The 24,017-nt window shown below is 63.8% G+C and carries 22 protein-coding genes; 12 read left to right on the forward strand and 10 right to left on the reverse strand.

The window, feature by feature from the left end; genetic code table 11:
• Window positions 1-13 precede the first annotated feature (13 nt).
• Window positions 14-925, reverse strand: coding sequence for a carbohydrate ABC transporter permease (locus AR689_RS16135; RefSeq protein ID WP_062071742.1), 912 nt, complete (start codon window positions 923-925; stop codon window positions 14-16).
• Window positions 926-950: 25 nt separating this feature from the next.
• Complete coding sequence (locus tag AR689_RS16140; RefSeq protein ID WP_062071744.1) at window positions 951-1,913, reverse strand: carbohydrate ABC transporter permease; 963 nt, start codon at window positions 1,911-1,913, stop codon at window positions 951-953.
• Window positions 1,914-2,127: 214 nt separating this feature from the next.
• On the opposite strand from AR689_RS16140, the gene AR689_RS16145 reads away from it, so the two are divergent.
• Together AR689_RS16145 and AR689_RS16150 are read left to right on the forward strand one after the other, a co-directional pair.
• Window positions 2,128-3,327, forward strand: a complete 1,200-nt coding sequence (locus tag AR689_RS16145) for a Gfo/Idh/MocA family protein (protein WP_062071745.1) — start codon at window positions 2,128-2,130, stop codon at window positions 3,325-3,327.
• 14 nt (window positions 3,328-3,341) lie between these two features.
• A complete protein-coding gene (locus AR689_RS16150) occupies window positions 3,342-4,361 on the forward strand; it encodes a LacI family DNA-binding transcriptional regulator (protein WP_062071747.1) in 1,020 nt (339 codons plus the stop codon).
• A 28-nt stretch (window positions 4,362-4,389) separates the two neighbouring features.
• Here the strand turns inward: AR689_RS16150 and AR689_RS16155 are convergent, their stop codons facing one another.
• From AR689_RS16155 to acs, 4 genes are all read right to left on the reverse strand, one after another.
• Window positions 4,390-5,760, reverse strand: coding sequence for an FtsX-like permease family protein (locus tag AR689_RS16155; RefSeq protein WP_231745553.1), 1,371 nt, complete (start codon window positions 5,758-5,760; stop codon window positions 4,390-4,392).
• The gene (locus tag AR689_RS16160; RefSeq protein WP_062071750.1) at window positions 5,753-6,520 is read right to left on the reverse strand and encodes an ABC transporter ATP-binding protein; all 768 of its coding nucleotides are present in this window, start codon (window positions 6,518-6,520) and stop codon (window positions 5,753-5,755) included. Before AR689_RS16160 ends, AR689_RS16155 begins: the two co-directional genes overlap by 8 nt.
• Window positions 6,521-6,671: 151 nt before the next feature.
• Window positions 6,672-7,460, reverse strand: coding sequence for a DeoR/GlpR family DNA-binding transcription regulator (locus AR689_RS16165; protein ID WP_024817978.1), 789 nt, complete (start codon window positions 7,458-7,460; stop codon window positions 6,672-6,674).
• Window positions 7,461-7,661: 201 nt separating this feature from the next.
• On the reverse strand, window positions 7,662-9,707 hold the full coding sequence (gene acs / locus AR689_RS16170; protein WP_062073843.1) for an acetate--CoA ligase: 2,046 nt from the start codon (window positions 9,705-9,707) through the stop codon (window positions 7,662-7,664).
• 470 nt (window positions 9,708-10,177) lie between these two features.
• On the opposite strand from acs, the gene AR689_RS16175 reads away from it, so the two are divergent.
• The 3 genes from AR689_RS16175 to AR689_RS16185 are packed head-to-tail and all read left to right on the forward strand — an operon-like array spanning window position 10,178 to window position 13,244.
• Window positions 10,178-11,764 carry a hypothetical protein gene (locus AR689_RS16175; protein ID WP_062071752.1) on the forward strand — a complete coding sequence of 529 codons (1,587 nt, stop codon included), beginning with the start codon at window positions 10,178-10,180 and terminating at the stop codon, window positions 11,762-11,764.
• A gap of 11 nt (window positions 11,765-11,775) precedes the next feature.
• Window positions 11,776-12,570 carry an endonuclease III gene (gene nth, locus AR689_RS16180; protein ID WP_062071754.1) on the forward strand — a complete coding sequence of 265 codons (795 nt, stop codon included), beginning with the start codon at window positions 11,776-11,778 and terminating at the stop codon, window positions 12,568-12,570.
• Window positions 12,567-13,244 carry an NUDIX hydrolase gene (locus AR689_RS16185; RefSeq protein ID WP_062071756.1) on the forward strand — a complete coding sequence of 226 codons (678 nt, stop codon included), beginning with the start codon at window positions 12,567-12,569 and terminating at the stop codon, window positions 13,242-13,244. Before nth ends, AR689_RS16185 begins: the two co-directional genes overlap by 4 nt.
• A gap of 11 nt (window positions 13,245-13,255) precedes the next feature.
• Here AR689_RS16185 and AR689_RS16190 read toward each other — a convergent pair whose 3' ends face one another.
• Together AR689_RS16190 and AR689_RS16195 are read right to left on the reverse strand one after the other, a co-directional pair.
• Window positions 13,256-13,456, reverse strand: a complete 201-nt coding sequence (locus tag AR689_RS16190) for a YegP family protein (RefSeq protein ID WP_062071758.1) — start codon at window positions 13,454-13,456, stop codon at window positions 13,256-13,258.
• A 168-nt stretch (window positions 13,457-13,624) separates the two neighbouring features.
• Window positions 13,625-15,316 carry a bifunctional 3'-5' exonuclease/DNA polymerase gene (locus AR689_RS16195; RefSeq protein WP_062073845.1) on the reverse strand — a complete coding sequence of 564 codons (1,692 nt, stop codon included), beginning with the start codon at window positions 15,314-15,316 and terminating at the stop codon, window positions 13,625-13,627.
• Between the two features lie 284 nt (window positions 15,317-15,600).
• On the opposite strand from AR689_RS16195, the gene ssd reads away from it, so the two are divergent.
• From ssd to AR689_RS16230, 7 genes are all read left to right on the forward strand, one after another.
• Window positions 15,601-16,647 carry a septum site-determining protein Ssd gene (gene ssd, locus AR689_RS16200; protein WP_231745554.1) on the forward strand — a complete coding sequence of 349 codons (1,047 nt, stop codon included), beginning with the start codon at window positions 15,601-15,603 and terminating at the stop codon, window positions 16,645-16,647.
• Window positions 16,644-17,954 (forward strand): TadA family conjugal transfer-associated ATPase, encoded by a 1,311-nt coding sequence (locus tag AR689_RS16205; protein ID WP_231745555.1) that lies wholly within the window; start codon window positions 16,644-16,646, stop codon window positions 17,952-17,954. The genes ssd and AR689_RS16205 overlap by 4 nt, the downstream gene beginning before the upstream one ends.
• Window positions 17,951-18,748: a type II secretion system F family protein gene (locus AR689_RS16210; protein WP_062071760.1), complete on the forward strand. Its 798-nt coding sequence runs from the start codon at window positions 17,951-17,953 to the stop codon at window positions 18,746-18,748. Before AR689_RS16205 ends, AR689_RS16210 begins: the two co-directional genes overlap by 4 nt.
• Window positions 18,748-19,344 carry a type II secretion system F family protein gene (locus tag AR689_RS16215; RefSeq protein WP_062071762.1) on the forward strand — a complete coding sequence of 199 codons (597 nt, stop codon included), beginning with the start codon at window positions 18,748-18,750 and terminating at the stop codon, window positions 19,342-19,344. Before AR689_RS16210 ends, AR689_RS16215 begins: the two co-directional genes overlap by 1 nt.
• A gap of 158 nt (window positions 19,345-19,502) precedes the next feature.
• Window positions 19,503-19,934, forward strand: a complete 432-nt coding sequence (locus tag AR689_RS16220) for a DUF4244 domain-containing protein (RefSeq protein WP_062071764.1) — start codon at window positions 19,503-19,505, stop codon at window positions 19,932-19,934.
• Window positions 19,935-19,990: 56 nt separating this feature from the next.
• The gene (locus AR689_RS16225) at window positions 19,991-20,317 is read left to right on the forward strand and encodes a TadE family type IV pilus minor pilin (protein ID WP_231745556.1); all 327 of its coding nucleotides are present in this window, start codon (window positions 19,991-19,993) and stop codon (window positions 20,315-20,317) included.
• Entirely contained in the window at window positions 20,314-20,676 is a 363-nt protein-coding gene (locus AR689_RS16230) for an Rv3654c family TadE-like protein (RefSeq protein WP_082697999.1), read from the forward strand. The genes AR689_RS16225 and AR689_RS16230 overlap by 4 nt, the downstream gene beginning before the upstream one ends.
• 54 nt (window positions 20,677-20,730) lie before the next feature.
• Here the strand turns inward: AR689_RS16230 and AR689_RS16235 are convergent, their stop codons facing one another.
• Complete coding sequence (locus AR689_RS16235; protein ID WP_062071768.1) at window positions 20,731-23,073, reverse strand: DEAD/DEAH box helicase; 2,343 nt, start codon at window positions 23,071-23,073, stop codon at window positions 20,731-20,733.
• 83 nt (window positions 23,074-23,156) lie between these two features.
• A complete protein-coding gene (locus AR689_RS16240) occupies window positions 23,157-23,849 on the reverse strand; it encodes a GNAT family N-acetyltransferase (protein ID WP_062071769.1) in 693 nt (230 codons plus the stop codon).
• Window positions 23,850-24,017: the final 168 nt, after the last annotated feature.

Consider the following 24,017-nt stretch of genomic DNA (forward strand, 5'->3'; position numbering starts at 1 on the left):
TTTCACAGCGGGGTTATTTGATTCCGGAGAATCCGATGGAGTTGACTACCTTCTTGCCGAAGGCGATGAAGAGCAGGAAGATCGGCAAAGCTGCCACGAGGGTTCCGGCCATGAGTCCGGACCAGTCGAGTGCGCCTTGCGGGGACTGCGACTTGAAGACGCTCAGGCCCACGGTGAGCACCCGGACGCTCTCGTCCTGCCCCACCAGCAGCGGCCAGAAGTATTCGTTCCATTGACCGATGAAGGTCAGCAGCGCCAGGGTGGCGATGGGGGCGGCGGCGTTGGGAAGCACTATCTGGAAGAAGATGCGCAGGTGCTTGGCGCCGTCGAGCATTGCCGCTTCCTCAACCTCGCGGGACATGCTGAGGAAGAACTGGCGCAGGAAGAAGATGGCGAACGGGGTCATGAACAGGAACGGCAGGGACATGCCGGCCATGGTGTTGAGCAGCCCGAGGTTCTTGATCATGAGGAAGTTGGGCAGTGCCGTGAAGATCGGCGGGACCATCATGGTGGTCAGGAAGACTGCGAACACTTTGTTCCGGCCGGGCCAGCGCAACCGGGCGAAGGCGTAGGCTGCCATGGCGCTGAAGAACACCTGGCCGGCGGTGGTGATGGTGGCGAAGATGACGGAGTTCCGGAGGTACAGCCAGAAGTTGATGGCGGCGCCGGAACCTCCGTCGGCGATGGCCTCCTCGGTGGTTTGCAGCCCGAGGACGCGTTTGAAGGCGCCCCAGCTGAAGTCGGCCGGCAGCAGGTTTCCGGCGTTGGAGGCCAGCGCACTGTTGCTGGACAGCGCCGTCCGCAGCATCCACAGGAACGGGGCAATGGTCACGGCGAGGGCGACGGCGACCAGCGCCCAGGCGCCGATGCGTCGCCAGTTGAGCGGCTTCTTGCGGTCGTTTCGAGGCAGGGTTGAAGTAGTCATGGCGGTTCCTTAGTCCTTGTCCGGCCTAGTCCAGGTCCGATTCGTTGCCCTTGAGGAACTTCATTTGCACGAAGGCCACCAGGGCGAGAATGACGAACAGGATCACGGACAGGGCGGAGGCGTAGCCGAAGTCGGACTCGCCGAAGGCTTTTTGGTAGATGTACATCTGGATCACGCGGGAGGCGTTGACGGGTCCACCGTTGGTGGTCACGGCTACGGTGTCGAAGACCTGGAAGGAACCGATGACGGTGACCACCAGGACCAGTACCAAGACGGGGCGGAGCAGCGGCATGGTGACGCTCCAGAACGTCCGCGCGGGGGACGCGCCGTCGAGGTTTGCTACCTCGTAGAGGTGGTTGGGGATGGATTGCAGGCCAGCGAAGATGAGAAGGGCCGTGTAGCCCATGTGCCGCCAGACGTTCACGAAGGCGATGGTGGGGATGGCCCACTGTTCGCTGCCGAAGAAGGCGACGCGGGGGAGCCCCACCCAGCTCATGACCTCGTTGACGATGCCCAGCTGGTAGTCGAGCATCCAGAACCAGAGCAATGCGACGATGACGTTGGCCACCAGGAACGGCAGCAGGAGTGCGCCTCGAACGAAAGTGGACTTTGCCACCCGGTGCATCAGCAGCGCCAGCCCCAAAGCAATGACTGTTTGGAAGCCGATGTTCAGGCCCACGTACTGGAGCGTGACGCCCATGGCGTTCCAGAAGAGTTCGTCGGCAAAGATGGCTGTGTAGTTATCCACGCCGATCCACGTTGGCTCGCCCAGGATGCTGTACTCGGTGAAGCTGAGGTAGATGCCGCGGATGGTGGGGATCAGAAAGAACGCAACGAAGCCGATGACGGCCGGGAAGATGAAGAAGAGGGCGATTCTGAGATCACCGAGGCGGCTGGTCATGCTCCGTTTGGCGGGCTGTGGCTTGCGTCCGTTATGGCTCCCGGAACGCCCCGAGGCATTGCCTGGTTGCTTGGTTAGCGTGGTCATCGTCGACCCTTTCCTGACTGTGATGGGGGTAACAACTGGGAGTGAATCTACACGAGTAGATTTGATGAGCACAAGCGCTGTGGCCCTTTTTTGATGAAAAATGTTCAATTTTGTTGCTTTTGTTGACTCGAGTAGATTCCGATGCGAAACTCAACAGGACAGTCACATGAGGACACAGCGGAGGCTGCTTCGGCAGTCCCAGGGAAGGTAAACAATGACGTTTTCGATCGGGGTTGTGGGTGCCGGGCAGTTCGGCAGCCAGTTCGCCCACCTGTTCAAGCTCCACCCGGGCGTCAGCGCGGTTTATGCGATAGATGAACTCCCTGAGCGGGCCGCTGCGGCACAGGAACGCTGGGGCCTGGACGGCGTCATGGGCAGCTTTGAAGAGTTGCTGGACTCCGACGTCGACGCTGTGGCCATCTTCACGCAGCGCTGGACTCACGGACCACTGGTGGAGCGTGCCCTGCGGGCTGGAAAGCACGTCTACTCAGCGGTGCCCATGGCCATATCCGAAGAAGAAATTGAACGGATCATCGAGGCCGTGCGCGAGACCAAACTGGTTTACGCCATGGGTGAGACCAGCTATTACAACCCCGCCACGGTCTTCGCCCGGCAACAACATGCGGCAGGCAAGTTCGGCCGCATCTTCTACACAGAGGGCGACTACGTCCATGACATGGACCTCGGGTTCTACGAGGCGTATCAGTACAGCGGCGGAGACCGGTGGAAGGAAACCGCCAGTTACCCGCCCATGCTCTACCCCACCCACGCCATAGGCGGCGTCCTCGGCGCCGTCCCCGGCCATGCGGTCAGCGTCAGCTGCATCGGTGTGAAGGACCAACGGGGCGACGGCGTCTTCGACAAAGACGTCAGCATGTTCGCCAATGACTTCTCCAACGCCACGGCGCTGTTCGAAATGAACGACGGCGGCGCGATGCGCACCAACGAGATGCGCCGCGTAGGGTACCCCTCCCATATCCGCGAGTCCCGCTTCCGTTTCTTCGGCACCGACGCCAGCTTTGAGCAACTAGCCACCACCACCGTGTGGCAGGACAAGTCCACCGTGGAAGACGTGTCCCAGCAGGTGGAAACCAAGCCCACCATGTCCCTGGATGACCCGTCCCTGGCAGACGTGGCGCCGGAGCTGCGGGATGCCTTCATCTCCGGGCTGGCTCCGGTCCACGACCAGTCCAGGCTTCCCCAGGAATTCCTCGGAGCGCCCAACGGGCATGAAGGAAGCCACCAATTCCTGGTGGATGACTTCGTCACCGCCGTGAACAACCGCAGCCTTCCTCCCGTTAATGCCTGGGTTGCGGCCCGGTTCACGTTGCCGGGAATCGTAGCCCATGAGTCCGCGCTCCGTGGCGGGGAGCGCCTTCCCATCCGCGACTTCGGTGATGCTCCCGTGGAGTAGCTAGCATTTACCTCATGACAACTTCGGCGGTACAAACCTCGCGCGGCCCGGTTACACGCAAAGACGTGGCCCGGTACGCCGGGGTGAGTACCGCCGTCGTGAGTTATGTGGTGAACGGTGGGCCCAAGAACGTGGCCCCGGCAACGGAAGCCAAGGTTCGGGAGGCTATCCGTGTCCTCGGATACCGGCCCAACGCCGCCGCCCGTGCCCTCAAACTGGGGTCCAGCGAAACCATTGGTGTGGTGGTGCCGGACAACACCAATCCGTTCTTCACGCAGCTGGCCCACGCTGTGGAAGATGCTGCCGCGGAGCTTGGCTTTGGCATGGTGCTCACCAACTCGGACGGCAGCCTGACCCGCGAACGCAAGAACATCCGCACCTTGGCCGCCCGGCAGGTGGACGGGGTGTTCCTGGCCAGCTGTGTGTTCGATCCCGATGTCACGGAACTCGAAGCCTCCGAGATCCCGTCCGTTTTGTTGAATAACGCGGGCTCACCGCCGGGAATCAACAGCGTGGGTGTTGATCTGGAGGCCGGTGCCCGTGCCGCCGTGGAGCATCTGATCGGCCACGGCCATACGAACATTGGCTTGGCGATCGGCACCAATACCGGGAACCAGCTGGACGGGCGCGAGGTAGGCTGGCTGGCCACTTTGCGTGACGCCGGACTGCCGGACGGGCCCATGCTTCACGGTCCCTTCAGCCGCCCGGGCGGGTACGAGGTAGGCAAGCGCTTCCTCTCCATGGCCAACCGCCCCACAGCGATCTTCGCCAGCAATGACATGCAAGCCATTGGCATCCTCCGGGCGCTTCATGAGGCAGGAGTCAGGGTGCCCGAGGACCTGGCGTTGGTGTCCTTCGACGGCTCCCTGGACTCCGAATACAGCTGGCCTGCGCTGACCACCGTTGCGCAGCCCGTCAAGGCCATGGCCGAAGCCGCGGTGCAGGCACTGGTGGGGAAGGGCCGCGGCGATGAACTGCAACATCAGATCCTCTCCACCGAACTGATCATCCGGCAGTCCTGCGGCTGCAAATAGCCCGGGGATGACGACGGCGGCGGCCGGGTTACGAATCCATACCCGCGTAGCGCTCGGGGCGGGCCAGCACCTGGCTGATCTGCGCCGTTCCCGCGGCAACAGCCAGCCGGACCAGCAGGAAGCCGGCGGCGAACACCCCGCCGATGGTCAGGAACACCACGGGTTGGGTCAGCAGTACGGCACCCGTGAGCGGCAGGACCAGAGCAGCCGCGGCAGCTGCGGATATGCCGGCAACCAGGAACAGTGGCGACATCACGGCTTTGACCCTCGCCGCCACCATGAGCTTTTGCGGCATTCCAACGCGGTCCAGTGCCACCAGGGTTGAAGCCCGGTCCAGCACCGCAGCTGCTTGGTTCACGCCCGCAGAGCAGGCGACCATCAGGAACGAGCCCAACAGGGTGATCATCACACCGGTGTTGATGTCGCGGACAAGCAGCGTAGTTTCAGCGTCGCCGCCGGTTCCCATGGTGTCCGCCACCGCCATGCCGACGCCCACGAACACGCCCACAAAACTGGTCATCGCGACGCCCCCAACTTGCCGCCACGATTCTTTGGGGCTCTCCAGCACTGTCCGCGCGGCCAGCAGTTGCTCAGGCTTCTTGGCGTGCTTGAGCTGCGAGGACGCCCGCAGTCGCAGTATCCACGGACCCATGAGGTTCAACGCCAGCAAAGCCAGGCCGAAGCAACCGCCCATCACCGCGATGATCACAATGAACGTGCCGAAGCTGCTGAGCATCCCCATCGCCACCACTCCAATAACCACCACCACAGCTGCGATGAGTCCGCGAACCCAGTGCGCGCCGTCGGCCGTTTGCCGGGTCCGGACGCCCAACGGCGTCACCACAACTTTCCGCAGCCCCAGCGCGGCACTGGCCGCTGCAAGCACGCAGACTGCCAGCACGCATCCGAGGATGGACGGCACCGACAACCACGCATGGCTTCCGATTGCTTGTCCGCGGAACTGGATCAGACCCAGGAACGGGGCCACACAGGCGTACAGCCCGGCGCCTGCCACAGCTCCCACGGCCGCGAGGACGGTTGACTCTATGACGGTCATCCAGACCACCGTGGCGCTGTTGGCGCCCAGCAACCGCAAGGACGCCAAACGGTCATCACGACGGCGGGCGGCGAGTCGGGCGGCCGAGGCACCGAGCGTCAGCAAAGGGATGATGAGCAGCACCATGGCCACCACGGCCAAGGCCTGGTAGGTGCCCGCGATGTCGTCGGACCAGGACCAGAAAACCTGAGAACCACCGGCAACGGTGAGCAGCAGGGCCGTAACCGTCCCGAAGGCGAGGATAGGTAACCCGGCGTCGCGAAGACCGGCTTCCCGGAAGCTGCTCCCGTTGCTTCGTGCCAGGTAGGGGGTGAGGCGCAGGGCCATGGAGAGACTAGACATTGAAGGCGCCCTTGAAGTTGGTGGTGGCCGGCTCTGTGGCGGGCGCAGCTGGCGCGGCCGGGCCGGGAGCCGGAACTGTGCCGCTGTCAGCCACGATCCGGCCGTCGCGCAACTCAACAACGCGCTCGCACCGGGCAGCAACGTTGGGATCGTGCGTGACCACCAAAAGTGTCCGGCCGTTCGCGGCCACAGAGTGCAGGAGCACATCCAGGACTTCGTTGGAGGTGGCCGAATCCAAAGCGCCGGTGGGCTCGTCAGCGAAGACAACCCGGGCCCCGGTGACTTGGGCGCGGGCGATGGCTACGCGCTGAACCTGTCCGCCGGAGAGCTCGCCCAAGCGGCGTTGTTCCATTCCGGCCAAGCCGAGGGCAGCCAGCCACTCAGCGGCCCTGGCCTCCGAAGTAGTGCGGTCCGTGCCGTTGAGCATGAGAGCCAGGGCCACGTTCTCCAAGGCAGTGAGCTCCGGAAGCAGCATGCCCTGTTGGAAGACAAAACCGAACTCCTCGCGCCGCAGCCGGGACAGCGCAGCATCTCCCAAGGTGTCCAGCCGCAGCGGCGAAGAGGGCGTGTTCAAGGTGATGGCGCCGGCGTCGGGCCTCAAAATTCCGGCGAGGCAGTGCAAAAGGGTGGTCTTACCGGAACCTGATGGGCCGATGATCGCAATGGACTGGCCGGCATTCGCTGTGAAGTCGACGTGGTCAAGGGCGATGCTGCCGGGGTAGTGCTTGGTGAGCTGCTGGGCCTGGAGGATGGCGTTCATATACCCAGCATCCCCAAACGTCCCCTGCCGCGGCATCAGTCCCGTGGCTGAACTCTGCGGGCCGGGCTCCACCCGGGGTATGAGACCCAAGTAGGTAGCAGATGAGGTCGTTCTGAGCTCTGGGAACGACCTGATCTGCTACTTAGTTGGGTTAGGCCTCGGCAATCCGCAGCTTGGCCACGTTCTCGGCCAGCACGCGACGGGCGTCCTCGCCAAGGAGCGAGTCCGTGATGAGTTCGTCAGCTTCTTCCAGCCTGGCGATCGAGGCGATGCCCACCACGCCCCACTTGCTGTGGTCGGCCAGGATCACTGTGCTCCGGGCGGACGTCATGAAAGCGCGGTTGGTTTCGGCTTCCAGCAGGTTAGGGGTGGTGAACCCGGCGTGGGCATCCATGCCATGGACCCCCAGGAACAGGACGTCCAGGTGGAGCTGCTTCAGGGAGGACGTGGCGATGGGGCCCACCAGTGCGTCCGACGGTGTCCGCTCGCCGCCGATCAGAATCACAGTGGACCCGAAGCGGGCCGGGCCGGAAGAGGAACCGTGATGGAACAGGTCTGCAATGCGCACCGAGTTGGTGACCACGGTGATGCGCGGCCCGTTGACGAGTTCCTTCGCCAGGGCCCAGGTGGTGGTGCCGGCACCGAGCCCGATCGCCATGCCTTCCTGGACCAGGGACGCGGCTTCCACCGCGATGGCGTGCTTCTCCGCGGGCAGCTGTGTCGATTTGAGTTCGAAACCGGGCTCGTGGGTGCTCGCATCGCCGGGAATCTTGGCTCCGCCGTGAATGCGCTCAACGCGGCCGGCTTCCTCGAGCGCTTCGATATCGCGGCGCACGGTCATGGGCGAGACTCCCAGCAGTTGCGCGAGGTCCGAGACCCGCACCACGCGTTCGCGCTGGACGGCGTCGATGATGGCGGAGTGGCGTGCTGCCTGAAGCATCAGGGCCTTTCTGGGGAACCTCGTCAAACATGGGGCTGAGTCTGGCTCCAGTCTAGGGCTGGAGGCTTCCGGAGCGCGGCAGGCCAAGCGCTGCGGCGTCACCCGTGCGTCACTCCTGCGTCACGTGGGTGCCACGCAACTGCCGGGAACGCGCGACGGCGCCGCTCGCCTCGGGAGGTGAGCGGCGCCGTCGGGAAGTGCTTACTTGCGGAGGGAATCCGCGATCTGCTGCATGATGCCGGGGTCGGCCAGGGTGGTGGCGTCGCCGGTGTCGCGGCCCTCGGCGATGTCCTTGAGGAGGCGTCGGACGATCTTTCCGGAGCGCGTCTTGGGAAGTTCCGGCACGATCAGGAGCTGCTTGGGTTTGGCGATCGGGCCGATTTCTTTACCCACGTGGTTGCGCAGTTCCAGGACGGTTTCGTCGCCGTTGTTCACGGCGTCGCCGCGGAGGATTACGAAGGCGACGATCGCCTGGCCGGTGGTGTCGTCTGCGGCGCCCACCACCGCGGCTTCAGCGACGGACGGGTGGCTGACGAGGGCGGATTCGATCTCCGTGGTGGACAGGCGGTGTCCGGAGACGTTCATGACGTCGTCCACGCGGCCCAGGAGCCAGACGTCGCCGTCCTCGTCCTTCTTGGCGCCGTCGCCGGCAAAGTACATGGCCTCGAAGCGGGACCAGTAGGTGTCCTTGAAGCGTTCCGGGTCGCCCCAGATGCCACGAAGCATGGAAGGCCACGGTTCGCGGACCACCAGGTAGCCGCCTTCGCCGTTGGCCACGGATTCACCGTTTTCGTCCACCACGTCCACGGCGATGCCGGGGAGCGGGACCTGGGCGGAGCCGGGCTTGGTGGCGGTGACGCCCGGCAGCGGTGCGATCATCTGGGCGCCGGTTTCGGTCTGCCACCAGGTGTCCACGATCGGTGCCGGGTTGTCCTTCTTTTCACCGTTCTTGCCGGCATTGGCGCCGATGACGTCGCGGTACCACATCCACGCTTCGGGGTTGATGGATTCGCCCACGGAGCCGAGCACGCGGATGGAGGAGAGATCGTACTTGTCCGGGATGTCCCGGCCCCACTTCATGAACGTGCGGATCGCGGTGGGCGCGGTGTACAGGATGGAGACCTTGTACTTCTCCACGATTTCCCACCAACGGCCCTGGTGCGGGGAATCCGGGGTGCCTTCGTACATGACCTGGGTGGCGCCGTTGATGAGCGGCGCGTAGGTGACGTAGGAGTGGCCGGTGACCCATCCGACGTCGGCGGTGCACCAGTACACGTCCGTTTCCGGGTGGAGGTCGAACACGGCCTTGTGCGTGTACGCGCCCTGGGTGAGGTAGCCGCCGGTGGTGTGCAGGATGCCCTTGGGCTTGCCGGTGGTGCCTGAGGTGTAGAGGATGAACAGCGGGTGTTCGGAGTCATGCCCGACGGCGGTGTGCTGGGTATCTGCCTTGTCTACCGTGTCGCTCCACCAGAGGTCGCGGCCTTCCACCCAGTTGACGTCCTCGCCGTTGCGCTTGACCACCACAACGTTCTGAACGGTGTGGCCTTCTTTGGAGAGGGCTTCGTCCACGGCCGGCTTCAGTGCGCTGGGCTTGCCGCGGCGGTATGTGCCGTCCGCGGTGACCACGAGCTTGGCTTCGGCGTCCTCGATCCGGGAACGCAGCGCGTCCGCGGAGAAGCCGCCGAACACCACGGAGTGCACGGCGCCGATCCTGGCGCAGGCAAGGAGCGTGATGACGGCCTCAGGGATCATGGGCAGGTACACGGCCACACGGTCGCCCTTGGCAACACCGAGGGACTCGAATGCATTGGCGGCCTTCTTGACCTCTTCGGTCAGCTCCGCGTACGTGTAGGTGCGGGTGTCCCCGGGCTCGCCCTCGAAGTAGATGGCAACGCGATCGCCCAGACCGTTTTCAACATGGCGGTCCAGCGCGTTGTACGCAGCGTTGACCTCGCCGCCCACGAACCACTTGGCGAACGGCGGGTTGGACCAATCAAGGGCTTCGGTGAAGTCCTTGTCCCAGGTCAGCAGTTCACGGGCCTGCTTGGCCCAGAATGCGGGACGGTCCGATTCTGCCTCTCGATAGGCGTCCGCGCTGGTCACGGCGTTTGCGGCGAATTCTGCAGAGGGCGCGAACTTGCGGTTCTCGTGGAGGAGGTTTTCAAGCGCCTCGACGTGTGGGGCCGGACCGTTCTGAGCCGTTGAAGCTGCAGCGGTGGCCGTGGATCCGGTGGTGTCCTGGGACATGGTGAACCTCATCATTCATCGATCTTTGCTGCGCGGATCCTGAGGTGAGGTCCCCGCCCGGGCCGTCATCGGCGTCGAGCGCGTTCCTCTGGATCCGCAGAGTGCTGTCCGGCATCAACACTATCGCTTAGCGAAGTGCTACGTGTGCGTCGTCACAAACGCGGCCGTGAGCGGCGCGGATTTAGCGACGAATGGCGGCTTGGGTGGTGGGGAACCGTTTACATGACGCACGACGGCGGCACCGGGCTCCCGCTGCCGGCGGGGTAACTGGTGACCGCATTCTGTAAGGAACCTTGGAGTTTGCTGTGGGCGAAGCTGTATGGCCGTTTTCAGCTAGAACCCTGTCAGTGGGGTGACATAGGCTGAAGAAGTCTTGGGACGCACTTCTGGCGTGTCCGGTTCTCGGCGGAAATTCCGCGGAGGTCGCCGGGCCGGACTGTCCAAGGCGCCGCCGTACGAAGGAGAAATACATGAACCAGCTGAGCCCAGGCCCGCACGACTCACACCCGATCGGACCGGACACCGCGGCTGGAACGGCCACCGCTGGAGGTGGCAATGCTGCTGGTGGCACCGCTGCAGGTGGCAACGCTGCTCCCCTCAAAAAGGACGCAGGAGTTAAGGACAACGCTGCTCAGAACGACGCTCCCAAGAATGACGCCGCCAAATATGACGCCGTCGCCGGGCCGTTCACTATCCGGGACCTGACTGTTTTCGGTTCCACGCTCCTGATGTTCGTAGCGTCGCTCCTGCCCATGTTCGGGGAGCGCTACAACCTCTGGAACCTGGGCAACCTGTTCTTCCTGCTGCTGGGCATCATCCTGCCGCTGGTTGTGGTGGCACTCTTCGTTGCGCGCAGGTTGCAGCCGGGAACCATCGTCCGTATTGGCTCGCTGTCCGTTGACCAATTCGCGTCAGTGACCGCCTCGTTTGCATTCCCCTTGTTCTTCCTGACCATCGCCAACTCGTTCAACGGCGGCGTACTCCTGGGGCTGATTGGCTCTGCAGGCCTGCTGGCCGCGACGGTCCTGGCCCCGCATCTCCCGTGGCTCTCCGCCGACTTCAAGGGCCGCGCCGAAACGCCGGCGCACGTTGTTGCCCGCGAGGCCGCAGTGCCCAGCCGCAAACCGGCTGCTCCCAAGGCACCGAAAGCGCCCAACACCCCCAAGCCGTCCGATGCCGCAGGTTCAAGCACCGGATTCCAGAGTTCAACTCCCAGATTCAGTTCAACCCCCGGAGTCCAGGGACCGGCGCCCGGTTACCAGGCTCCCGTTCCCCACGTTCCCGCTTCGCATGTTCCCGCTTCGCATGTTCCCGCTTCGCATGTTCCAGGTACAGCGGCTGCAGCAGCTTCAACTGGTGTCGGTGCGGGCGCTGCTGGTGCCGCCACGGGCGCCAGCCCCTTCGCTCCGCCGGCCAGTTACGGAACCACGCCTTCGCCGGCAACTGAAGCCTCCGCTGTCGTGCATTCAGCGGACGCCAAACCCGGGGACGGTACCGGCCCTGCAAGTAGTGGCCCCGCGACCGGTGGAACTGCTGCTACTGGCCCCGCTACTGGCGCCTCGCCCGCTACGTCTTCGCCTGAGAAGACCGAACCCGCTGGCGAGCCCGGTGCAAAGGAAACCCACCTGTCCACTGCGGGTTCAGCGGCCGCGCCTGCCACCACACAGCACGCTACAAACCAGCACCCGACGCAGCCCGCTACAACCCAGCACGCCGCTCAGCAGACGTCCCAACCAGCGGCCCAGCAGCCGTGGGCTGCCACCATGGCAACGCCCATAGTCTCCGGGGACACGCGCAGGGTGAGCGAATCCATTGGCGCTACCGTGGACCCGGCCAGCCGACCCGAAGAGTCCGATTCGCCTCAGTACGAGGCTTTCTGGTTCGCCGTCGGCCAGCCACGGACTGCGTACGACGAACACTCAGGCACCCCGGCCTTCACCATCGAGCCCGGTGGATGGGTTCTGGCGCTGGAGGACCGCGGCCATGAATTCCTGGTCCAGGACACCGACGGCAAAGTTGGGGTCCTCCGGGAACTCAGCAACATCGAACGCGGCTAAGCAGGGACCCCGTGGCCATCGCTGAAGCTGGTTCGCTGCTCGCGCTCAAACGCCGGGCACGAAAGATCAACAGGGTTCTCGCTGACAAGTATCCCTACGCGCATGCGGAGCTGGATTTCAGGAACCCTTTTGAGCTGGTGGTGGCCACGGTCCTCTCCGCCCAAACCACTGATGTGCTGGTCAACCAGGTCACCAAGATCCTGTTTGCCCGTTACCCGGACGCCCGCGCCATGGCTGAGGCGGATCCCGTCGAGCTGGAGACAATACTTCAGCCCACGGGCTTCTTCCGGGCCAAAGCGCGGAACGTTCTGGCGCTGAGCACGCGGCTGGTGGACGAGTACGACGGCGTGGTCCCCGGTCGCCTTGAAGATCTGGTGACGCTCCCGGGCGTCGGGCGCAAGACCGCAAACGTGGTTTTGGGCAATGCCTTCGGTGTTCCCGGGATCACGGTGGATACCCACTTCGGCAGGCTGGCCCGCCGCTTTGGCTGGACGGCCTCGGACGATCCTGTGAAGATCGAGTTCGACGTCGCCGAATTGTTTGAACCGCGCGACTGGACCATGCTTTCGCACCGAGTGGTATTTCACGGACGCAGGGTCTGCCATTCCAGGAAGCCGGCCTGTGGCGCCTGCCCGGTGGCAAGCCTCTGCCCGAGCTACGGCGAGGGCGAAACGGATCCCGTTAAGGCAGCCAAACTGCTGAAGTACGAGCTCGCGCCGGGCAACGAAGCTTTGCTGGAAAAACTCCTGGCCGAGACGCACAGGGCAGCGGAAATACGCATGGAATCGCAAAGGAGGCCCGGGTGACCGCGCTTGAGGAACTGTCAGCGCTGGTCACCCGCTTCGAAGACGGCCAGCAACAGCACTCGGCCCTCTGGGAGAAGCTCCCCGTCACCCCCGAAACCAACCGGGCCGCGGCAGTCCTGATGCTCTTTGGTGTGCTGGACAACGTTCCTGCCGAGTCGGGTCGGCCCATCGCGCCGGCCGATCTTGACGTCCTCTTGCTGGAACGTGCACACACCCTCGATGACCATCCGGGCCAGGTGGCATTCCCGGGTGGCAGCGTGGACCCGGAGGATGAATCCGTGATCGGTGCGGCGCTCCGCGAAGCTGTGGAAGAAACCGGCCTGGACGCCAGCGGTGTCCGGGTTCTCGGTGTCATCCCGGAACTTGGACTCATCCGGAGCAACTTCCGGGTGACACCGGTGCTGGCGTGGTGGGATGCGCCGTCGCCTGTCCGGGTGGTGGATTATGCCGAGTCAGCGCAGGTCTTCAGGGTGCCCGTGCGCGACCTCCTGGACCCGGTCAACCGGGTCACTGCCACCATTTCGCGGTTCGGACGCACGTACACCAGTCCGGGTTTCACCGTAAATGGCGTGCTGGTGTGGGGTTTCACAGGGATGGTCCTGAGCGGCCTCTTCGACGAACTGGGGTGGACCGTTCCTTGGGACAAGGCCAAGCTGCGGGATATTGACCTTTAGGCTGGCTTCTCTTATGCAGCGTTCTGGGCTGTGCTCGATCGGTCCACGATCAGACCTGTTGCGGCGTTTTCCCGTACGGCGTTGATTCCGGCCACCACACCCTCGAGGTGCTTGAACGTGGGTGATTCGGCCACAACAGTTCCATCGGCCGCCGTCAGGCGGAACCGGTAACCGTCTGTGTTGTCCTTGAGAATTTCAAACCTGCCAGCCATCGAATGCTTCCCCCTTGTGATGCTGTTTCAAAAACTATCCACAGAGTGAAACTATCCAGATCCCGGGACGAACTAAAGTTACTTGGCAGTACCGCCAGGAAGCAGGTCATTCCGGCTCATATGGCGAGATATGACTGGATAGTGCCGCACCTTCCCGCTATGGTCCGGCTACTTCGCATTGTCGTACGAATCGACCACGGCCAGGCTCACCGGAAATTCCACCGGGATCCGCCCGAACATGAGTTCCTTCGCCGCGGCGGCAGCTTCTTCGATGGCGCGGATACACGCGTCCACGGCATCAACGGGAGCGTGAATCATCACTTCATCGTGCAGGAAGAAGACGAGTTCACCGCTGGGTGAGCCTTCTGCGCGCAAGGTCCGCAGCCGCCGTCGTAATTCCGCCAACCAGCAGGCCGCCCACTCAGCAGCCGAACCTTGCACCACGAAGTTGCGGGTGAAGCGGCCCCGTGACCGGGCCAGATTATCGGCGCGGCGCTGTTCCTCGGCCGTGGTTGATTGTTGGCTCCGCAGCCAGCCGGCCGATGGTGGAGGGCTGCTTCTACCCAGCCGCGTGGTGACGGTTCGGCCTGCTTCGCCCTCACGTGCTGCTTGCTCCACGAAGCCGACGGCGCGCGGATAGGTACGCGTCAGCTGCGGCATGAGTCTGCCGGACTCGCCCGTGGTGGCGCCGTAGATGGCACCCAGCAGGGCAATTTTCGCTTTGGCGCGGTCGCCACCGAAGCCTTGGGCTGCGATGCCTGCGTAGAGGTCCTTATCCCGTGCTGCTTCTGCCATTTTGGTGTCTTGGGCCAGTGCCACAAGGACCCGCGGCTCCAGTTGAGAGGCGTCGGCAACAATGAGCTTGTGTCCGGGATCCGCATGGACCGCTGCCCGGATATTGCGCGGGATCTGGAGCGCGCCGCCACCTCGGGAGGCCCAGCGGCCTGACACGACGCCACCCACCACATACTCGGGATGGAACCGCCCGTCACGCACCCAGGCGTCCAGCCAGGACCAGCCGTTGGCGGTGTGCAGCCGGGAGAGCTTCTTGTAGGCGAGCAACGGCTGGATGGCCGGATGCTTGGATTCCTGAAGCTCCCACTGCCGGGTGCTTTTGACCTCGATCCCGTTCCGGTGCAAGGCGCGCATCAGGTCCTGAGGGGAGTCCGGATTCAGGGTGGGGGAGTTGAGGATGCTCCTGAGCTCGGCGCAGAGAGCCTCAAGTGCAGGTGGACGGTGCCCGAGCGGTGGGCGGGGCCCCAAAACGTCGGCGAGGATCTGTTGATGCAGTTCTTCACGCCATGGGACGCCGACGTGTTGCATCTCGACGGCGATGATTGCGCAAGCAGACTCCGCGGCGAGCAGTAGTTGGAGGCGCTGTTTCTGCTGGTGGGCCTCGGATACCTGGGAGATCGCGAGTTGTTGGGCGGCAAATTCCTCTTTGAGCTCAGCAAGCCCGGCCTTGGTATTGGAGGGCGAAAGGTCCTCAAAGAGTGCGCCTTGATCTGCGGGCGGGGGCGGGGGTTGAAGGGCGCGCGGCGGTGATGAATCATCGTCCTGAATGAGCTTAACCGCATGCTTGGCGTAGTCCGTGTGGGCTGTGAATTCGGAGTGGGCCAGAATGGCTCCGCAGAGCGCGAGGTCGTGGCAACGCTCCAGCTCAATGCCATGCGTCAGCAGTTCGGGGTACCAGTCCTGGGCGCGGTGCCACACCCAGCGGGGCCGCTGAGCTTCGAATTCACGCACGACGCCGGGCAAGTCACCGCGGGTGACCACGCGCGCGTCAGCTGTGGCCTTTCCGGTGGGGGAGATCCTTTGTATGGCTGCGCCGTCCTGGTGGGCGGCGAGCAGTAAATACATGGTGTCCATTCTGCCCTGTGCGGAGGTGTGCTGCGTTTCCGGGGCGGCTTCGGCGTGCTGTACCGGGGATCGACTACTCCTCCACAGCTCCGGCCGCGCCGTGTTGTGCACATACGGGCATTCGAACCTTATTCTGAGGCCCCGATTGAAGCAGTGTGAACGTCATGAGGAAGCATGATCGTCGGCACAGGCAACCCAGACAACCCAAGCAGCCGGAACTGACTACTGAGTCTTATGGACCATCAGGCAAGCAACCGGTGGAAGGGGACGCGGACGGATCCTGGGTGCCTCGCGACACCCTCGGGATTCTGCTCGTTTCCGGGGACCCCTACCTTCAGGAAGAGGCAAAACGGATAGTCGCTGCCGCTGGCGGAAGTCTCAGAACGGCAGCGGATGTGATGGAAGCCGTCCACGGATGGGACAACGCCGACGTTGTTTTGGTTGGCAGTGATATTCGCGAATTGCCGCCCAGACGCAGGGCTCCTACGGTGTTGCTCGGCAAAGCCTCTGAAGGTGACGGATTGTGGCGTTTAGCCGCTTCGCTCGGAGCTGAGCGCGTCGCCGTCCTTCCCGAGGCCGCCGCCTGGCTGGCCGAACACCTGAGCATGTCCGGTTCCCCGGATCCTGGCGGTACGGTGATGGGAATCATCGGTGGCAGTGGTGGGGCGGGAGCTACCACCACTGCCATCTGGCTTGCCCAAGCTGCAGCCGGTCATGGCATCAGCACCGTGCTCATCGACGGCGACCGCTGGGGTGGCGGCCTTGAATTGGCGGTGACGGCTGACGAAGTTCCCGGTCTCCGATGGCCGGACTTCGCCGAAACCAGAGGCAGCATTGATCCATCCCAATTCCGGGATTCACTGCCGGTTGCCGGTGGCTTCGCCTACCTGTCCTGGCCCGGGACCCGTGAACCGGTCCACATCCCGGCGGCCGGCGCCGTGGCCGCTGTTGTTGACGCCGCACGCCGGAGCTTCGAACTCATCCTGGTTGACATCGGACGCAGTGAGGAGGGATTGGGCACACTCGCGTGGGACTGCGACAAGATCTTGGTGCTGACCAAGGCCCACCTCAAATCCGCAGTGGCTGCCGCGCGCGTCCTCAACGAACTCCCGCCCATGGACGCCGGACTTCTGGTCCGCGGAAGCGGCGGCACCTCTGTGGATGCTCCCGTGATCGCGGAGTCTCTGGGGTTGCCGCTGCTGGGTATCCTGCCGGAAATCCGTGGAGTTGCTGCGGGCACTGAGCTGGGGCGACTGCTGGAAATCGGACGCAGGAAAACCATCAGCCGCTTCGCCGAGGCCGTGCTGGAACTGAGCGGCGGCGTCCAGTGAGCCTCTTTGCCAAGGGAAGCCGCCGCCGGCAGGGCCGCAGGCTGGACTCGGTTCTCCTTGAAACGGTGCGGGAATCAGTGCTCGCAGGGAGCGGACCCGTGACCCCATCTACTGTCGCGGCAGCAGTGCAGGCAAGCGGCAGATTACTGGGTACAGCAGGAGCGTTGGAGGCGGCCGAATCCATCAATGCGGAACTGAACGGATTAGGCCCCCTCCAGCCGCTCGCACAAGATCCGGCCGTCACGGACATTTTTGTCAACGGCCCTGATTCCGTGTGGTTGGACCGCGGGAACGGGCTGGAACGTTCATCTGTTCATTTCGACACCGAACAACAGATCAGATCATTGGCCACCCGCCTTGTCTCAGCCGGGGGAAGGCGACTGGACGACGGTTCCCCCTGTGTGGACGTCCGGCTCAACGGCGGATATCGGGTGCACGCCGTCCTCTCGCCGATATCAACGTCGGGGACCCTGCTGTCCATTCGCATCCGCCGGGATGAAGTGTTCACCCTCGCCGAGTTGAAAGAACGTGGCATGTTTTCGGACCACGTCGAGGCGGTTCTCCGGGCCGTCATGGCTCACAAACTGAGTTTTCTCATCAGCGGAGCAACGGGCTCAGGGAAGACGACCCTGCTCTCCACCATGCTCGGCTTGAGCCATCCAGCCGAGCGTTTGGTCCTGATAGAGGACGCCGCCGAGCTCAACCCTGTCCACCCGCATGTGGTGACGTTGGAATCGCGCCACGGAAACCTCGAGGGCGGAGGGGCACTGGACCTCGGAGAACTGGTCCGCCAAGCACTGCGCATGCGGCCGGACAGGCTGATCGTAGGAGAATGCCGGGGTGCTGAAGTCCGCGAACTGCTAACCGCGCTCAACACCGGCCACACCGGCGGTGGTGGCACCATCCACGCCAACACTGCCGAAGCGGTGCCGGCACGGTTGGTGGCCCTCGGCGCCCTGGCAGGGTTGAACGCCGAAGCCGTGCGGTTGCAGGTCTCCAGCGCCGTTGACGTCGTGATTCACGTGGCTCGAACACAGTCCGGACGAAAAGTGGCGTCCATCGGCGTAGTGACCGATACCAAGCAGGGCCAGAAAGTGGTGTCGGCCCTCAGCTGGAGCCCCACAGGAATGACGCCAGGGCCGGCATGGTCCGAACTCTCCGCCCGGCTATCACTGGAACCGCTGGAGGAGATGGATGGTGTGCTGGCACACGAAGAGCCACCACACCACCAGTCCCTGATGACGGGCGACCCGACATCAAACGGGTCACCTCCCCGAAGGCTGCGTCGTTTGGGTGACAGCCGATGATCGGCCCCTTCATCCTGGTTTCGGCACTGGCAGCGTGGCTGCAGTTCAAGGGAAGGCGGGCTGGCCTCCGGCGTCTCAGGACGAGCCTGGGGGAACGGCAGGTCCGGACCCGGCGAAGCAACGTCCGTCCATGGATGCGGCTCGGACGTCCAAGGCCGCGAAAGCACCCCGAGCCGTTGTCGCTTGGTGTGCTGGTACAACAGCTCGCGGCGCTCTTGCGGGGCGGCCGGGGAGCCTTCCGGCTGTGGGAGGAGCTATGGATTGTCCATGGTTCGCGGCACATCGCGGACACTGGCACAGTTCCAGCAGCGGAAAAGGGGAACGCCAGGCTGTCCGCCGAGTCCTTGCAAGTTCTCGCGGCGGCACGGGCGGCGTCAACGGTGGGAAACTCACCAGCCGAAGCCATCCGGGGCGCTGCCGCCAAGGCGTATCCGCGTCGCGGAAGTTCTGAGCGCCGCGTGTGGATGGAGCTGGCAGCCTGCCTGGACATCGCGGAGACCAGCGGCTGTCCGCTGGCGGACCTCCTCACCCGCTTCGCAGCGCAATTGGAGGCCGAAGAAGACTCCGAGGCCGCCCGTCAGACGGCGCTCGCCGGGCCTAAGGCTACCGTTCGGCTGTTATCGTGGCTGCCGGTATTCGGGCTTGGGCTGGGAATGGCATTAGGCGTGGATCCTCTAGGGATCCTGTTGAACAACTTCCTGGGTGTTGCCACCTTCGCGGCAGGGCTCCTGCTCACTGCGGCCGGCCGCGTCTGGTCCTCCCGCCTGGTCGCGTCCGCTACCGGAGGCCCCTGATGTACCACGCCCCGGTCTGGGCCATGACTGTGGTTCTGGTCCTGGCCGCATACCTGAGCTTTGCGGTACCACTCCGGAACAGAACGCAGCTTCTTCCCCGGGGAGGGAAAGCCGAAACAGCGCAGAATTCTTCCGCATCAACCAACGTCGACCCGGCAGCAGATGGGCTTCGCGATACGGCGATGATGCTGGAATTGGTGGCTTCGATGCTTGACGCCGGAGCCGGAATCGGGCGGGCACTGGAGCTTATCGCAAAGTGCGCCTCGCCGCCCATCAGGCAATCACTCCGGCCCGTTGTTGCCGCGCTCGCCATCGGCGCAGACTGGGAGACCGCCTGGCGGACGCCAACCAAGCACACGCCTCAAGTGGTCCGCCTGAAGAATGCTTTGGCTTTTGCAGCCCTGACAGGTGCGCCGTCTGCTTCCATCCTCTATGCGCAGGCGGCGAGGGAACGGCGCGAGCAGTTCCGGGCTGCAGAGAAGCGGGCAGCGGCCTTGGGAGTGAAGCTTGTTGTTCCCCTGGGCCTCTGCTCCCTGCCTGCCTTTATCTGCCTTGGCATCGTCCCGGTCCTCATCGCCATGCTTCCTTCCGGGTGAACCGTGGACAACGATTTCGCAGCCACCATTCCTCCACATCCAGCCGGACAGGACGGTTATCCACTTGCGAAGATCGCCTTCTTCCGGCCTCCTCCAGACCACGGAAGAGTCGGATTTGTCGGCAGAGAGCTGGCACTTCTTGAAAGGAAAAACCCATCGTGAAAACACTAGCTACCACGCTTCCGGGCCTCCTCAGTGACATGCCCCGGGACCGCTCGGCTCCCGTTGAAACCCTCCATGCACCTACCGGGACGCCGGTGACAACCCAGCACGAGGAACTCTCCGAGTACGAGCTCGAACATAACGATCTCGAGCGATTCGAGCTTGAGGACGAACTCTTGGCGTTAGGACTCGGCTTTGAGGAGCTCTCGGAGTCTGGCCATGGGGGAATTGAGGACGATGGTTTCTGGACAAGGGCAAGCACACGGACAAAGCTGATGGGTTCGGAAGTGGGAATGGCCACGGCGGAGTACGCCATAGCCACGCTTGCCGCAGTAGGTCTCGGGGGACTGCTGGTGGTCATTCTTCGGAGCGAAGAGGTCCGCGGCTTCCTGCTCAACCTGATCCGTACGGCGTTGTCCCTGCCATGACCGGTCTGCGGCCTGCCCGTGGGAGAGCTTCCCGGCGTGAGAAGGAAAGGGGTGCTGTGACTGCGGAGTTCGCAGTGGCCTTGCCGGCCGTTGTGTTGCTCCTGGCATTCCTGCTGGCAGGCGGCGCCGCCGGTATTACCCAACTCCGGCTGGAGGACGCGGTAAGGGCGGGAGCGCGTGCGTCGGCCCGGGGCGAGGACGCTGGCTCGGTGGACGGGATCGTCAAGCGACTTGCCGGGGAAAGCGTTGCTTCGTCGCTGACGGACGACGGCGAGTGGGTCACAGTGACTGCTTCCTCGCCAGTGGGCGGGGCCTTGGGACCGCTGATCCCTTGGACGTTGAAGGCCTCGGCATCCGCCCGGGCAGAAGCGGGTACCTCGTGACGACGCTCTGGCCAATTGCCCAGCACGAACGCGGTGCTGGTACCGTGCTCGCGCTTGCCTTGGGCGCGGTGGTCATGGCGCTGCTGATGGGCCTGCTCATCCTGGCTCAGGCCGGAGTGATGGCATCACGGGCCGCGTCCGCGGCCGACCTGGCTGCTCTTGCTGCCGCAGATTCTGCGAGGGGGCTAACTTCCGGGGAGCCCTGCGCGGTGGCAGCAGAGGTGGCCGGTAAACACGATGCGAAGATCACGTCCTGCACCGTGGCCGGCGGGGACGAGGTGGAGGTTGAAACGGAGCTGTCCCGTCCCTTCCAGTGGGGCGTTGCCACTGGCCGCGCACGGGCAGGGCCTCCTCCGTAAGCGGCAGAAAACGGGCCGTATACCGCGGAAGGGCCTGGCCGCTGCCGTTCTTGGCTAGCTGGCGTCCTTCAACAAAACATCAAGGAGGGTGATGGCGGCTGCCTTGTCCAACGGGTTGTTCTTGTTACCGCATTTAGGGGACTGAACACAGGACGGGCAGCCGGCATCACACTCACATGACTTGATCGCTTCCCGTGTGGCTGTCAGCCATATCTTGGCCTTCTCAAAACCTCGTTCAGCAAACCCGGCACCACCAGGATGGCCGTCGTAAACGAAGATCGTTGGCACCCCGGTGTCGGCATGCAAGGCGGTGGATACCCCGCCGATATCCCAACGGTCACTGGAAGCAACCAAAGGGAGGAGCCCGATTGCAGCGTGTTCGGCCGCATGCAGCGCCCCGGGGAACTCCGCTTCCACCAGCCCGGCACCGTGCAGGGAACGGTTATCCACCACGAACCAGACGGCCTTGGTAAACAGGTCCCTGGCACCCAAATCGAGGGGTTCCTCGCCGAGGATCTCGTTGGAAATCACGGCTTTGCGCTGGAAGGAGACAACTTGGGTGGTGACTTTGACGTCACCGAAGTGCACGGTGATGTCACCCCACTGGACCGAACGGGAAGTTTCAAGGACTTCGATCTGGGTTACATCCCGTGCCGTGGTGTAGAAGTCAGGGTTGACCCGGCGCACCATGACGCAGTGATCGGTTTCGTTGAGGTCCTCCACCAGGTAGCTCTCACCTTGGTGGACATAGATGGCACCCGTGTGGGCTTGATAGTGGGTTTGTGGCGAATCCATGGTTCCCAGGAGCGAGCCCGTTTCGGCATCCACGATGCTCACGGGTCCACCCCCATCAGCCCGGAGGTTCACCATGCCGGCAGCGCTCTCAGGGTGCGTCCAGAACCACCCCGCGGGCCGCTTACGCAGGTATCCCTGAAGGACCAAACGGTCAAGGAGCCCTTCGGCGGTGGGGCCGAAAAGATCGAGCTCCGCCGGACCGATGGGCAACTCGGCCGCTGCCGCGCACAGGTGGGGTCCCAGGACATAGGGATTGCCGGGATCAAAGACGGTGGCTTCCACGGACACGTCAAAGATGGCCTCGGGATGGTTCACCAGATAAGTATCCAAGGGGTCATCGCTTGCCACGAAGGCGGCAATGGCGTCCTGACCTGCCCGGCCTGCGCGGCCGATCTGCTGAAAAAGGGAGGCCCGGGTGCCGGGCCATCCTGCAACCAGCACTGCATCAAGACCCGAAATATCGATGCCAAGTTCCAAAGCGGAAGTGCTGGAGACGCCCAGCAGCTGGCCGGACCTCAAAGCCTGTTCCAAGGCCCGCCGCTCCTCGGGGAGATACCCGGAACGGTAGGCGGCCACCCGCCCGGGAAGACTGGGATCCACTTCGTCCAGCAGTCTCTTGGTGATGGACGCAATGGACTCGGCGCCGCGACGCGACTTGATGAACGCGATGGTCCTGACACGGGAGGAGACGAGGTTCGCCAGGATGTCCGCTGTTTCAGCTACGGCTGTCCTTCGCTGTTTGGCGCCGTTCTCACCTTTGACGTCCGTGAGGGATGGTTCCCAGAAAGCCACCGTGGTGGACCCGTGCGGCGAGCAGTCTTCGGAGACTTCCCGGACGGGAGCGCCGATGAGCCGTCCAAAGGAAACCCCGGGATCCGAGGCTGTGGCGGAAGCAGCAATGAACACCGGCTCCGGAAAGGAGCTCCCGGCGCCGTAGTAAGCGCAGATCCGGCGAAGGCGTCGCATCAGATTGGCCACGTGCGAGCCGAACACGCCGCGGTAACTATGTGCTTCGTCCACGATCACGTAGCGCAGCCGCCGGAAGAACCGGGCCCACCACGTGTGGTTGGGAAGGATGCCGAAGTGCAGCATGTCCGGATTGGCCAGGATGAAGTTGGCGTGGTCCCGGATCCAACGCCGGGACGAGACATCAGTATCGCCGTCATAGGTTTCTGCCCGGACCGTGGGCAGTTTCAGGGAGCGGATCGCTGCGAGTTGATCTGCGGCAAGGGCCTTGGTGGGGGACAAGTACAGCGTGACGGCGCCGTCGTCGTGGATCTTGCCGGGATCCGACAGGACCCGCAGCTCGGAACGGTGTATCGCATCCAAGGCCGGCAACTGGTAAGCGAGCGACTTTCCGGAAGCAGTTCCCGTGGCGATGACCACATGCTGTCCCGAATGGGCGAGCTCTGCCGCCTGGATCTGGTGCCGGTACGGCTCGTGAATGCCCAAGGTACCGTAGGCCGCCAGAACATCCGGGTGGACCCAGCTTGGCCAGGGCTCGTTGACCGCTTTACGGGCCGGGATGGTGTGGACATGGCGCAGCTGCTCAGGGTCCGGCGTCCGGCCCAGCAAGGAGATCAATGAATTCGGTGCAGCCACCGAATCATTCTGTCACTGTGCGGGGACGCCGACGGCGGCACCCGGGGGCGCCGCCGTCGGGCATTGCTCTTTTAAAGGGGTTTCTATGCTCCTGAGAGGTCCGAGCCTTCGGTTCCGCTGGACATCATCAGGACGTGGCACACCACGTCCCATCCCAGATGGGAGTAAAGCTTTTGGCCGTCCAAGGATGCCAGGAGCAGGCCGTTCTCAACATCGTGCGCGAAGGCCTGCGCCGCCAGCGCCTTCATGATGAAGCTGCCCAGGCCGCGGCGTTGAAAATCAGGTTCGGTAACGATCTTGTCGAAAATGGCTGTGCCGTTGACCACGTACACCCTGCCGCTGGCAGCTACCTGCTCGCCGGAATGGACCACAGCGTAATGGACGCCGTTGGATTCAGAGGTAGCCAGCTCCAGATCGTCGTCAGGGAGCCACGGATCCTCGGCGTCCTGAGTTTCCATGTCCACGATCATCATGGTCTGGGACGCGGAGGTCACAGTGAGTCCGCGCTTTTCAGCGAGGTATTTGTACCGTTGGACATCGTTGGTGAGGATCGTCAGGATCCGCGTGGGGGCTTCTGCCGTCTTGTCAGCCAAGGCGGCGAACTCTTCATCTGAGGGATCATGGGCGAAATACTCCCAGTCACCGGTTTTGTCGGCGCGAAGTGCGGCAGGGAAGCGGCCTTCTTGGCGTAGTTCATAGCCGCGGCAGCCGGACCAGCCGGCCACCCAGACTTCCAAGAGGTGCGCAATGTCTTCAACCAAGGCGTCTGGACTCATGTAGAGAGAGTATGCCAGCGCACCATGAAGCAACAGAGCCACGTCAGCCCGGCGATGGTTGCTTATGGAATTGTGACTTCCCGCCGGTGGTCCCGCAGCCAGCCTGCCCGGAACCCGGCGAGGAACCCTGCGCGCAAGGCGACGATTTTACTGCACCGAGTACCCTTT

Source organism: Arthrobacter sp. EpRS71 (genome assembly GCF_001512285.1).
Lineage (GTDB): Bacteria > Actinomycetota > Actinomycetes > Actinomycetales > Micrococcaceae > Arthrobacter.